Origin of the sequence: Streptomyces sp. NPDC050416 (assembly GCF_044458845.1) — a bacterium.
GTDB lineage: Bacteria > Actinomycetota > Actinomycetes > Streptomycetales > Streptomycetaceae > Streptomyces.
The window spans coordinates 385,994-398,581 of record NZ_JBITII010000004.1; the positions used below are offsets into that span (position 1 = coordinate 385,994).

The 12,588-nt window shown below is 70.4% G+C and carries 9 protein-coding genes; 7 read left to right on the forward strand and 2 right to left on the reverse strand.

All coding sequences use genetic code 11. The features are described 5' to 3' along the window. The first annotated feature begins 2 nt into the window (after positions 1 to 2). The 5 genes from gltB to ACIBL4_RS15065 all read left to right on the forward strand — a co-directional run bounded on the left by gltB (position 3) and on the right by ACIBL4_RS15065 (position 8,921). Positions 3 to 4,610 (forward strand): glutamate synthase large subunit, encoded by a 4,608-nt coding sequence (gene gltB, locus ACIBL4_RS15045; RefSeq protein WP_399410584.1) that lies wholly within the window; start codon positions 3 to 5, stop codon positions 4,608 to 4,610. Further along, positions 4,603 to 6,066 carry a glutamate synthase subunit beta gene (locus ACIBL4_RS15050; protein WP_399409986.1) on the forward strand — a complete coding sequence of 488 codons (1,464 nt, stop codon included), beginning with the start codon at positions 4,603 to 4,605 and terminating at the stop codon, positions 6,064 to 6,066. Before gltB ends, ACIBL4_RS15050 begins: the two co-directional genes overlap by 8 nt. A gap of 54 nt (positions 6,067 to 6,120) precedes the next feature. Continuing rightward, a complete protein-coding gene (locus ACIBL4_RS15055; RefSeq protein ID WP_399409988.1) occupies positions 6,121 to 6,405 on the forward strand; it encodes a hypothetical protein in 285 nt (94 codons plus the stop codon). A gap of 12 nt (positions 6,406 to 6,417) precedes the next feature. Then, positions 6,418 to 7,152, forward strand: a complete 735-nt coding sequence (locus ACIBL4_RS15060; protein WP_399409990.1) for a vWA domain-containing protein — start codon at positions 6,418 to 6,420, stop codon at positions 7,150 to 7,152. Positions 7,153 to 7,262: 110 nt separating this feature from the next. Further along, positions 7,263 to 8,921 carry a cytochrome bc complex cytochrome b subunit gene (locus tag ACIBL4_RS15065; RefSeq protein ID WP_399409992.1) on the forward strand — a complete coding sequence of 553 codons (1,659 nt, stop codon included), beginning with the start codon at positions 7,263 to 7,265 and terminating at the stop codon, positions 8,919 to 8,921. On the opposite strand, the gene ACIBL4_RS15070 is transcribed toward ACIBL4_RS15065, so the two are convergent. Together ACIBL4_RS15070 and ACIBL4_RS15075 are read right to left on the reverse strand one after the other, a co-directional pair. Continuing rightward, a complete protein-coding gene (locus tag ACIBL4_RS15070) occupies positions 8,893 to 9,939 on the reverse strand; it encodes an acyl-CoA dehydrogenase family protein (protein WP_399409994.1) in 1,047 nt (348 codons plus the stop codon). The two genes, ACIBL4_RS15065 and ACIBL4_RS15070, sit on opposite strands and share 29 nt — an antisense overlap. Then, a complete protein-coding gene (locus tag ACIBL4_RS15075) occupies positions 9,939 to 11,078 on the reverse strand; it encodes an acyl-CoA dehydrogenase family protein (RefSeq protein WP_399409996.1) in 1,140 nt (379 codons plus the stop codon). The genes ACIBL4_RS15070 and ACIBL4_RS15075 overlap by 1 nt, the downstream gene beginning before the upstream one ends. A gap of 67 nt (positions 11,079 to 11,145) precedes the next feature. Here ACIBL4_RS15075 and ACIBL4_RS15080 point away from each other — a divergent pair, with 67 nt between their 5' ends. Then, positions 11,146 to 11,928, forward strand: a complete 783-nt coding sequence (locus ACIBL4_RS15080; protein ID WP_399409998.1) for an SDR family oxidoreductase — start codon at positions 11,146 to 11,148, stop codon at positions 11,926 to 11,928. A gap of 13 nt (positions 11,929 to 11,941) precedes the next feature. Next, entirely contained in the window at positions 11,942 to 12,565 is a 624-nt protein-coding gene (locus tag ACIBL4_RS15085) for a TetR/AcrR family transcriptional regulator (protein WP_399410000.1), read from the forward strand. The last annotated feature ends 23 nt before the right edge of the window (positions 12,566 to 12,588 follow it).

Consider the following 12,588-nt stretch of genomic DNA (forward strand, 5'->3'; position numbering starts at 1 on the left):
CGATGCGTACGCCGCGCCAGCCGTCCCAGCATTCCGCGAATGGCCAGAACTGGTCCTTCATGGATGCTCGCCCTGCTGCGCAGGGTATGTACGACCCCCGCAACGAGCACGACGCCTGTGGCGTCGGCTTCGTCGCCACCCTTACCGGCGAGGCGTCCCACACCCTGGTCGACCAGGCCCTGACCGTCCTGCGCAACCTCGAACACCGCGGTGCCACCGGCTCCGAGCCCGACTCCGGCGACGGCGCCGGCATCCTGTCGCAGGTCCCGGACGCCTTCTTCCGTGACGTGGCCGGATTCGAGCTGCCCGAGGCCGGTGCCTACGCCGTCGGTACCGCCTTCCTGCCGGAGAACTCCGCCGCCGACGCCGTCTCGCGGATCGAGACGATCGCGGCCGAGGAGGGCCTGACCGTCCTCGGCTGGCGCGAGGTGCCGGTCGCTCCCCAGCTGCTGGGTGCCACCGCCCGGTCGACCATGCCGGTCTTCCGCCAGATCTTCGTCAGCGACGGCGCCGCCGTGCCCGCCACGGGCATCGCCCTCGACCGCAAGGCCTTCGTGCTGCGCAAGCGCGCCGAGCGCGAGGCCGGCGTGTACTTCCCGTCGCTGTCCGCGCGGACCATCGTCTACAAGGGCATGCTGACCACCGGCCAGCTGGAGCCCTTCTTCCCGGACCTGTCCGACCGCCGCTTCGCCTCCGCGATCGCGCTCGTGCACTCCCGGTTCTCGACGAACACGTTCCCGTCGTGGCCGCTGGCCCACCCGTACCGCTTCGTCGCGCACAACGGTGAGATCAACACCGTCAAGGGCAACCGCAACTGGATGGCCGCGCGCGAATCGCAGCTCGTCTCCGAACTGTTCGGGTCCGACGACAAGACCATCGAGCGCATCTTCCCGGTCTGTACGCCGGACGCCTCCGACTCCGCCTCCTTCGACGAGGTCCTCGAACTCCTGCACCTGGGCGGCCGTTCGCTGCCGCACTCGGTGCTGATGATGATTCCGGAGGCGTGGGAGAACCACGACTCGATGGAGCCGGCCCGGCGCGCCTTCTACCAGTTCCACTCCAACCTGATGGAGCCCTGGGACGGCCCGGCCTGTGTCACCTTCACCGACGGCAAGCAGGTCGGCGCGGTCCTCGACCGCAACGGACTGCGCCCCGGCCGCTACTGGGTCACCGACGACGGCCTCGTCGTCCTCGGCTCCGAGGTCGGCGTCCTCGACATCGACCCGGCCAGGGTCGTCCGCAAGGGCCGCCTGCAGCCCGGCCGTATGTTCCTCGTCGACACCGTCGAGCACCGCATCATCGAGGACGACGAGATCAAGGCCCAGCTCGCCGCCGAGGCGCCGTACGCGGAGTGGCTGGAGGCCGGCGAGATCGAGCTGTCCGACCTGCCCGAGCGCGAGCACATCGTGCACACGCACGCCTCGGTCACCCGCCGCCAGCAGACCTTCGGTTACACCGAGGAGGAGCTGCGCGTCATCCTCGCGCCGATGGCCAAGGCCGGTGCCGAGCCGATCGGTTCGATGGGCACCGACTCGCCGATCGCCGCGCTGAGCGAGCGTCCGCGCCTGCTCTTCGACTACTTCACCCAGCTCTTCGCGCAGGTCACCAACCCGCCGCTGGACGCGATCCGCGAGGAACTCGTCACCTCCCTGCGCAGCGCCCTCGGCCCGCAGGGCAACCTGCTGGAGCCGACGGCCGCCTCCTGCCGCAGCGTCGTGCTGCCCTTCCCGGTCATCGACAACGACGAGCTGGCCAAGCTCATCCACATCAACGCCGACGGCGACATGCCCGGCTTCAAGGCCGCGACGCTGTCCGGCCTGTACCGGGTGCACGGCGGCGGTGACGCGCTGGCCGCGCGGATCGACGAGATCTGCGCCGAGGCCGACGCCGCGATCGAGAACGGCGCCCGGCTGATCGTCCTGTCGGACCGTCACTCGGACGCCGAGCACGCGCCGATCCCCTCGCTGCTGCTCACCGCGGCCGTCCACCACCACCTCATCCGCACCAAGCAGCGCACTCAGGTGGGCCTGCTGGTCGAGGCCGGTGACGTCCGCGAGGTCCACCACGTCGCCCTGCTCATCGGCTACGGCGCCGCCGCCGTCAACCCGTACCTGGCGATGGAGTCCGTCGAGGACCTGGTCCGCGCCGGCACCTTCCTACCCGGCATCGAGCCCGAGAAGGCCATCCGCAACCTCATCTACGCCCTCGGCAAGGGCGTGCTGAAGGTCATGTCCAAGATGGGCATCTCGACCGTCGCCTCCTACCGCGGCGCCCAGGTCTTCGAGGCCGTCGGCCTGGACGAGACCTTCGTCGCGAAGTACTTCAACGGCACGGCCACCAAGATCGGCGGCGTCGGCATCGACGTCATCGCCAAGGAGGTCGCCGCCCGGCACGCCAAGGCCTACCCGGCCTCCGGCATCGCCCCGGCGCACCGCGCGCTCGACATAGGCGGCGAGTACCAGTGGCGCCGCGAGGGCGAACCGCACCTGTTCGACCCGGAGACGGTCTTCCGCCTCCAGCACTCCACGCGCTCCGGCCGCTACGACATCTTCAAGAAGTACACCGAGCGCGTGAACGAGCAGTCCGAGCGGCTGATGACGCTCCGCGGCCTGTTCGGCTTCAAGTCCGACCGGAAGCCCATTCCGATCGACGAGGTCGAGCCGGTCTCCGAGATCGTCAAGCGGTTCTCGACGGGCGCCATGTCGTACGGCTCCATCTCGCAGGAGGCGCACGAGACGCTCGCCATCGCCATGAACCAGCTGGGCGGCAAGTCCAACACCGGTGAGGGCGGCGAGGACCCGGAGCGCCTGTACGACCCGGCCCGCCGGTCGTCCATCAAGCAGGTCGCCTCCGGCCGCTTCGGTGTGACCTCCGAGTACCTGGTCAACTCCGACGACATCCAGATCAAGATGGCCCAGGGCGCCAAGCCCGGCGAGGGCGGCCAGCTGCCCGGCCACAAGGTCTATCCGTGGGTCGCCAAGACGCGGCACTCGACGCCGGGCGTCGGCCTCATCTCGCCGCCCCCGCACCACGACATCTACTCCATCGAGGACCTGGCCCAGCTGATCCACGACCTGAAGAACGCGAACCCGCAGGCGCGGATTCACGTCAAGCTGGTCTCCGAGGTCGGTGTCGGCACGGTCGCCGCGGGTGTCTCCAAGGCGCACGCGGACGTCGTCCTCATCTCCGGCCACGACGGCGGTACGGGCGCCTCGCCGCTGACCTCGCTGAAGCACGCGGGCGGTCCCTGGGAGCTCGGCCTCGCCGAGACCCAGCAGACGCTGCTGCTCAACGGCCTGCGCGACCGCATCGTCGTGCAGACCGACGGCCAGCTCAAGACCGGCCGCGACGTGGTCATCGCCGCGCTGCTCGGCGCCGAGGAGTTCGGTTTCGCGACCGCGCCGCTCGTCGTCTCCGGCTGCGTCATGATGCGTGTCTGCCACCTGGACACCTGCCCGGTCGGCATCGCCACGCAGAACCCGGTGCTGCGCGAGCGGTACAACGGCAAGGCCGAGTACGTCGTGAACTTCTTCCAGTACATCGCCCAGGAGGTCCGCGAGATCCTCGCCGAGCTGGGCTTCCGCTCCATCGAGGAGGCCGTCGGCCACGCCGAGACCCTCGATGTCACGCGGGCCGTCGACCACTGGAAGGCGCAGGGCCTGGACCTGGCACCGCTGTTCCACGTGCCCGAGCTGCCCGAGGGCGCGGTCCGCCACCAGGTGATCGCCCAGGACCACGGCCTGGAGAAGGCGCTCGACAACCAGCTGATCAAGCTGGCCGCCGACGCCCTGTCCGCCTCGGACGCCACCGAGGCCCAGCCGGTCCGCGCGCAGGTGCAGATCCGCAACATCAACCGCACGGTCGGCACCATGCTCGGCCACGAGGTGACGAAGAAGTTCGGTGGCGCGGGCCTGCCCGACGACACCATCGACATCACCTTCACCGGATCCGCCGGCCAGTCCTTCGGCGCCTTCGTGCCGCGCGGTGTCACGCTGCGCCTGGAGGGCGACGCCAACGACTACGTCGGCAAGGGCCTCTCCGGCGGCCGGATCGTCGTCCGCCCGGACCGCGCGGCCGACCACCTCGCCGAGTACAGCGTCATCGCCGGCAACACCATCGGCTACGGCGCCACCGGCGGCGAGATGTTCCTGCGCGGCAAGGTCGGCGAGCGGTTCTGCGTCCGCAACTCCGGTGCGACGGTCGTCTCCGAGGGCGTGGGCGACCACGGCTGCGAGTACATGACCGGTGGTCACGCGGTGGTGCTCGGCGAGACGGGCCGCAACTTCGCGGCCGGTATGTCCGGCGGTATCGCGTACGTCATCGACCTGGACCCCGACAACGTCAACGTCGGCAACCTGGACGCGGTCCAGGCGCTGGACGACACCGACAGGCAGTGGCTGCACGACGTGGTCCGCCGCCACCAGGAGGAGACGGGCTCCACCGTCGCCGAGAAGCTCCTGGCCGAGTGGGACACCGCCGTCGAGCGCTTCAGCAAGATCATCCCCAGCACGTACAAGGCAGTGCTCGCCGCCAAGGACGCCGCCGAGCGAGCCGGTCTCTCCGAGACCGAGACCCACGAGAAGATGATGGAGGCGGCGATCAATGGCTGACCCGAAGGGCTTCCTGAACCACGGGCGCGAGGTCGCCAAGTCCCGCCCCGTCGAGGAGCGCGTCAAGGACTGGAACGAGGTCTACGTCCCCGGCTCCCTGCTGCCGATCATCAGCAAGCAGGCCAGCCGGTGCATGGACTGCGGCATCCCGTTCTGCCACAACGGCTGCCCGCTGGGGAACCTGATCCCCGAGTGGAACGACTACGCCTACCGCGAGGACTGGGCCGCCGCCTCGGAGCGCCTGCACGCGACGAACAACTTCCCGGAGTTCACGGGCCGTCTGTGCCCCGCTCCCTGTGAGTCGGCGTGTGTGCTCGGCATCAACCAGCCGCCGGTCACCATCAAGAACGTCGAGGTCTCGATCATCGACAAGGCGTGGGAGACCGGGGACGTCGCCCCGCAGATCCCCGAGCGCCTGTCCGGCAAGACCGTCGCGGTCGTCGGCTCCGGCCCCGCGGGCCTGGCCGCCGCCCAGCAGCTGACCCGGGCCGGTCACACGGTCGCCGTCTACGAGCGCGCGGACCGCATCGGAGGTCTCCTCCGCTACGGCATCCCCGAGTTCAAGATGGAGAAGCGGCACATCAACCGCCGTATCGAGCAGATGCGCGCGGAGGGCACCCGCTTCCGCACGGGCATCGAGATCGGCCGCGACCTGAAGGCCACGGACCTGAAGAAGCGCTACGACGCGGTCGTCCTGGCCGTCGGCGCGACCACGGCCCGTGACCTGTCGGTGCCCGGCCGCGAGCTCAAGGGCATCTACCAGGCCATGGAGTACCTGCCGCTGGCCAACAAGGTGCAGGAGGGCGACTACGTGGCGCCCCCGATCTCGGCCGAGGGCAAGCACGTCGTGGTCATCGGCGGCGGCGACACCGGCGCGGACTGCGTCGGCACCGCCCACCGCCAGGGCGCGGCCTCCGTCACGCAGCTGGAGATCATGCCCCGCCCGAACGACGAGCGGCACCCGGTCAACCAGCCCTGGCCGACCTTCCCGATGCTCTACAAGGTCACCTCGGCCCACGAGGAGGGCGGCGAGCGCGTCTACTCGGTCTCGACGACCCACTTCGAGGGCGACGAGGACGGCAACGTGCAGTGGCTGCACCTCACCGAGGTGGAGTTCATCGACGGCCGGCTGACCCCGAAGCCGGGCACCGAGCGCAAGATCCCCGCCCAGCTGGTCACCCTCGCCATGGGCTTCACCGGCACCGACCGGGAGAACGGCCTGGTCGAGCAGTTCGGCCTGGAGCTCGACGAGCGCGGCAACATCGCCCGCGACGAGGACTACCAGACCAACGTGCCGGGCGTGTTCGTCGCCGGTGACGCGGGCCGCGGCCAGTCGCTCATCGTGTGGGCGATCGCGGAGGGCCGCTCGGCGGCTCGCGGGGTGGACCGCCACCTCACGGGCGCCAGCGAGCTGCCGGCGCCGATCCGGCCGACGGATCGCGCGCTGATGGTCTGACGGAGCGCATCCCACAAGTGACCTGACGGTCACCCATACGTCCCGTACAAAGGCGTGCGGAACACTGACGGCGCCTGCCTCACAGTCCCCGACCGGACGAACGGGCAGGCGCTGTCGCATGTCCTCAGCCGTTCCTGTTCTCGTTCCGGTTCTGCTCCGACCACCTGGACGTGGTCGTCCTCCGGACTCGCGCCGCGCCATGTCCCGCCGTTCCCGGGGTACGCCCGCCTCGACGACCAAGGAGGCGGAGTCCGCGGCCGGGCCGCCCACGACCCCCAACTCCTCGGCGTGGCCGACAGGGTGCTGGAACTGGGCGATGGAGTGGTCGTCGAGGAGTGAGAGGGTGGGGCCATGGCCGCGATCAGTCTGAGCAAGGTCCAGGAGACCGCCCCCGCGCTGGTGAGCCTCTACAAGAGCGCCGGGGTGTCGCTCCGCAAGCACGGCCTCGAGGGGCTGCGGGCCGCGGTCTACCTCGTGGTCGACTACTCCGGCTCGATGAAGCCGTACTACAAGGACGGCAGCGTGCAGGCGCTGGCCGACCGGGTGCTCGGGCTGTCGGCGCACCTCGACGACGACGGCACCGTGCCGGTGGTGTTCTTCTCCACCGACGTCGACGCCGAGACCGAGATCGCGCTGACCGGCCACGAGGGGCGGATCGACCGGATCGTCGCCGGGCTCGGGCACATGGGCAAGACCAGCTACCACCTGGCCATGGACGCCGTCATCGACCATTACGTCGACAGCGGGGCCACCGAGCCGGCCCTCGTGGTCTTCCAGACCGACGGCGGGCCCATCAACAAGCTCGCCGCGGAGCGGTACCTGTGCAAGGCGGCGAGGCTGCCGCTGTTCTGGCAGTTCATCGGCTTCGGCGACCCGGGCAGCAAGCAGTTCGACTTCCTGCACAGGCTCGACGAGCTGCCCGTGCCGGGCAAGCGGGTCGTCGACAACGCCGGGTTCTTCCACGCGGGCGGGGACCCGCGGCGGATCTCGGACGGCGAACTGTACGACCGGCTGGTGGGCGAGTTCCCGCAGTGGCTCGCGGCCGCCAGGGCCCAGGGGATCGTGCGGGGTCCTGACAGGACCTAGCTCCCCTGGCCCAACCGACCCGCCCCTTGGCCCAATCTCCCATACGCCCCATTTGCGTGGCCGCGCTGCCGTGCCACGCTGGGAAGGATCCGACGGGGAGGCGACGACGTATGGGCGGCGACGGCGCACGACGGGTGTACGGGACGGCTTCCGCTCGCCGGAGGCCTCCGGCCGGCAAGGGCGAGAAGCTCGCCGACTGGGCGGACGGGCGGCTCGGGCTCTACGGGCTGGCCAGGGCCAACATGCGCAAGGTCTTCCCGGACCACTGGTCCTTCATGCTCGGCGAGGTCACCCTCTACAGCTTCGTCGTCCTGATCCTCACCGGCGTCTACCTCACCCTGTTCTTCGAACCGAGCATGCAGGAGGTCGTCTACCAGGGGTCCTACACGGAGCTCAACGGCGTGCTCATGTCCAGGGCGTTCGAGTCCACGCTCGACATCAGCTTCGACGTGCGCGGCGGGCTGCTGATCCGGCAGATCCACCACTGGGCCGCGCTGGTGTTCATCACGGGCATGCTGGTGCACATGATGCGGGTGTTCTTCACCGGCGCCTTCCGCAAGCCCCGCGAGCTCAACTGGGTCTTCGGCTGGACCCTGCTGATGCTCGGCATCATCACCGGCCTCACCGGCTACTCCCTCCCCGACGACCTGCTGTCCGGCACCGGCATCCGCTTCGCGCAGGGCGCGATCCTGTCGGTGCCGATCGTCGGGACGTACCTGTCGTTCTTCCTCTTCGGCGGGGAGTTCCCGGGCGAGGACATCATCTCGCGGCTGTACCCCGTCCACATCCTGCTGCTGCCCGGGATCATGCTGGGCCTCGTGACCGCCCATCTGATCCTGGTCTTCTACCACAAGCACACCCAGTTCCCGGGCCCCGGACGCCAGGAGCGGTCGGTCGTCGGGATGCCCTTCCTGCCGGTCTACATGGCCAAGGCGGGCGGCTTCTTCTTCCTCGTCTTCGGTGTCCTCACCATCATGGGCGCGATCGCCCAGATCAACCCCGTGTGGGCCTTCGGCCCCTACCGCCCCGACCTCGTCACCACCGGCGCCCAGCCCGACTGGTACCTCGGGTTCTCGGAGGGGCTGATCCGGGTGATGCCGGGATGGGAGATCAACCTGTGGGGTCACACGCTGGTGCTCGGCGTGTTCATCCCCTTCTCGCTCTTCCCGCTGATCCTGCTCGCCCTCGGCCTCTATCCCTTTATCGAGGCGTGGATCACCGGAGACCGGCGCGAGCACCACATCCTGGACCGGCCGCGCAACGCGCCCGTGCGCACCGGCCTGGGCGTGGCCTGGCTGACGCTGTACGGGGTGCTGCTGATCGGCGGCGGCAACGACATCGTGGCCACGCATCTGCATCTGTCCATCAACGTGATCACCTGGTTCGTGCGGATCGGTGTCTTCGTGCTGCCGGTCGCCGCCTTCATCGTCACGAAGAAGATCTGCATGGGCCTGCAGCGCCGCGACCGCGCCAAGGTGCTGCACGGCAGGGAGACCGGCACCATCAAACGGCTGCCGAACGGCGAGTACATCGAGACGCACGAGCCCCTCTCGCAGGCGGAGCTGTTCACCCTCACCCAGCACGAACAGCATCCGCCCTACGAGATGGGGCCCCTGGTCGACGCGGGCGGCGTCCGCCGCAAGGTCAAGCGGTCCGAGCGGCTGCGGGCCCGGCTCGCCAAGGCGATGTTCGGGCCGGACGCGCGGATCGAGAAGCCGACGGTGGAGGAGTACCGGCAGATCACCAGCGGCGATCACCAGCCGCACTGACGACCAGGGCCCGGCACCTGTGGGGATCGCCCCAGGCGGTGCGCAGGGCCCGGGCCTTGGTCAGCCACAGCGACAGGTCGCACTCCGCCGTGTAGCCGATCGCGCCGTGCAGTTGCAGCGCCGTGCGGGCGGTGCCGTACGCCGCCTCGCACGCGGCGGCCTTGGCGGCGGCGACCTCGGCCGGCCGCATGCTCAGGGCGGCTCCGAAGACCAGCGGGCGTGCGAACTCCAGGGCGATCTTCGCGTCGGCCAGCCGGTGTTTGACCGCCTGGAACGAGCCGACGGGCACCCCGAACTGACAGCGCCGCTTCACGTGGGTGACGGTCTGGTCGAGGAGCGCCAGGCCCACGCCCAGCGCCTGGGCGGCCGTGGTGAGACGGGCCCAGGCGAGGGCCTGGTCCGTGAGGGGCCCGGGCAGGAGGAGTTCGCCGCCGGGGGTGAGGGGCGTGATGCGGCGGGCCGGGTCGAGGGAGGGGCGGACGGGGCCGTGGCCGGGGGAGAGGCGGATGCCGCCGGGGGAGCAGGAGAGGCGGAGAGCGGCGACGTCGCCGTCGAGGGCGTACGCCGTCTTCATCGCCGCCGCCTTGGTCCCTGCCGTCTTGGTCCCTGCCGTTTCGGTTCCTGCCGTCTCGGCCCTCGCCGTCTCGATCCCCACCGTCGCGATCGTCCCGCCCGAGGCCAGCGCCGGGAGCAGCCGCTCCGCCGTGCCCGGGTCCGCACCGCCGAGGAGCACCGCCGCCGTGACCGTCTCGACCAGGGGCCCCGGTACCGCGTGGCGGCCCAGCTCGACGAAGGCGAGGGCCAGTTCTACCGGTCGTGGTCCCAGGCCGCCTTCGCAGGCCTCCGGAACCGCCAGCGCGAACACGCCCGCCTCCGCGACACGGGACCACAGCGCCCGCCCGCTCGCATGGTCGCCCCGGCTCCAGTCCCGCACCACCGCCGGTGTGTCCGCCGCCGCCAGCAGGGCGTCCAGGGAGGCGGCGAAGGCGCGCTGCTCCGCGTCCGGGAGGAAACGCATCAGCGGCGTCCCTTCGGCAGTCCGAGCAGGCGCTCGGCGATGATGTCGCGCTGGATCTCGTTCGTGCCCGCGTAGACGGGACCGGCCAGGGAGAAGACGTAGCGCTCGGCCCAGTCCGTGTCGGCGAGCTCTCCCTCCTCGCCCAGGAGATCGAGGGCCGTCTCGTGCAGCGCGATGTCGTACTCCGACCAGAAGACCTTGTTCAGGCTGGACTCGGGGCCGATCGACGCGCCATCCAGGAAGCGTGAGGCGGCGGCGTAGGTGAACAGCTGGTAGGCGCGGGCGCCGGTCAGGGCGTCGGCCACGCGGTCCCGGATGCTCTCCGGGCTGCCCTGTGCCCGCCAGAGCCGGTGGAGCCGCTCGGCGGCGGCGAGGAAGCGGCCGGGGGAGCGCAGCATCAGACCGCGTTCGTTGCCCGCCGTCGACATCGCGATCCGCCAGCCCTGGCCGGGCTCGCCGATCACGTCCTCGTCGGGCACGAACACATCGTCCAGGAACAGCTCCGCGAAGGCCGGTTTCCCGTCGAGGCGGGCGATGGGGCGGACGGTCACGCCGGAGGCGTGCAGCCCGAACATCAGGTACGTAAGGCCCTGGTGGGGTTTCGGTGCGTCCGGGTCGCTGCGGAACAGGCCGAAGGCGCGGTCGGCGAAGGCGGCCCGGGACGACCAGGTCTTCTGTCCCGTCAGCAGCCAGCCGCCGTCGGTACGCACGGCCTTCGAGCGCAGGGAAGCCAGGTCCGAGCCCGCCTCCGGCTCCGACCAGGCCTGGGCCCAGATCACCTCACCGGTGGCCATGGAGGGCAGCACCCGGGCTCTCTGCTCCTGCGTGCCGTGATCGAAGAGCGTCGGGGCGAGCAGATGGATGCCGTTCTGCCCGACTCTGCCGGGCGCTCCCGCCGCGTAGTACTCCTCCTCGAACAGCAGCCACTGGACCAGCGTGGCGTCCCGGCCGCCGTACTCCCTCGGCCAGTTCACCACCGACCAGCCGTCCGCTGCCAGCTCCGCCTCCCAGCAGCGGTGAGCGGCGAAGCCGTCCTCGGTCTCCAGGGAGGGGAGCGGCTCGGACGGCACGTGAGCGCGCAGCCAGGCGCGGGCCTCGGCACGGAACGCCTCGTCGGCGGGCGAGAGGGTGAGGTCCACGACCGGCGTCCTCCTTCCCTCACCGACGGGCTTCCCTAACAAGTGTTTGGTAGGTTAGCGTGCTGCCATGGCAAACGTCGAGGCGCCGGCGAGGGTTCCCGGACACGGGCTGCTCGACGGGCGCACGGCCGTCGTCACCGCGGCGGCGGGCGCGGGGATCGGCGGGGCGACCGCCCGCCGCTTCCTGGAGGAAGGCGCCCGTGTGCTGATCAGCGACGCGCATCCGCGCCGGCTGCAGGAGCACGAGGCAGAGCTGTCCCGGGAGTTCGAGGGCGCGGTGGCGTCCGCCGTGTGCGACGTCACCGACGAGGCGCAGGTGCGGGCGCTGTTCGACACCGCCGTCCAGGAGCACGGCCGGCTCGACGTGGTCGTCAACAACGCGGGCCTCGGCGGGACCGCGCCGCTCGTCGACATGACCGACGAGCAGTGGTCGAAGGTCCTCGACGTGACCTTGAACGGCACCTTCAGGTGCACCCGGGCCGCCCTGCGCCGGATGCGGGACACCGGCGGCGTGATCGTCAACAACGCCTCCGTCGTCGGCTGGCGCGCCCAGGCCGGACAGGCGCACTACGCGGCCGCGAAAGCGGGTGTGATGGCGCTGACCCGGTGCGCCGCCATGGAGGCCGCCGCGTACGGGGTGCGGGTCAACGCGGTGTCGCCGAGCCTCGCCCTGCATCCCCACCTCGCGAAGGTGACGAGCCCCGGCCTGCTGGAGGAACTGACGGCCCGCGAGGCCTTCGGGCGCTGCGCCGAACCCTGGGAGGTGGCCAACGTGATCGTGTTCCTGGCGTCGGACTACTCCTCGTACATGACGGGCGAGGTCGTCTCCGTCAGCAGCCAGCATCCCTAGGACAATGGACAGCGTGCCGACCAAGAAGAAGCCCCAGGTGACAGCCGAGCCCCCCGCCGCCCCGGACCGCCGCAGCGAACTCCTCGGCACCGCCGCCGAGGTCTTCGCCGAACAGGGCTACAACGCCACCACCGTCCGCAAGATCGCGGACCACGCGGGAATGCTCGCGGGCAGCCTCTACTACCACTTCGACTCCAAGGAGTCGATGCTGGAGGAGATCCTGCGCACCTTCCTCGACGAGCTCTGGGACGGCTACGACACCGTCCTGGGCGCCGGACTCGGCCCCCGTGAGACGCTCGAGGCCCTGGTCACCGAGTCGTTCCGGGAGATCGACCGGCATCGCGCGGCCGTCGCGATCTACCAGAAGGAGAGCAAGCAGCTCGTGGCGCAGGAGCGGTTCGCGTTCCTCGCCGAGTCGCAGCGCAGATTCGAGAAGGCGTGGCTGTCCACCCTGGAGCGCGGCGTCGCCGAGCGGGCCTTCCGGGCCGACCTCGACGTCCGGCTCACCTACCGGTTCGTGCGCGACACGGTGTGGGTGGCCGCGTCCTGGTACCGGCCGGACGGCCAGCACAGCCCGGACGAGATCGCCCGGCAGTACCTGTCGATGGTGCTGGACGGGATCGCCGTACGCGAATAGCCCTTACCTCTGAGGGAGTTGCC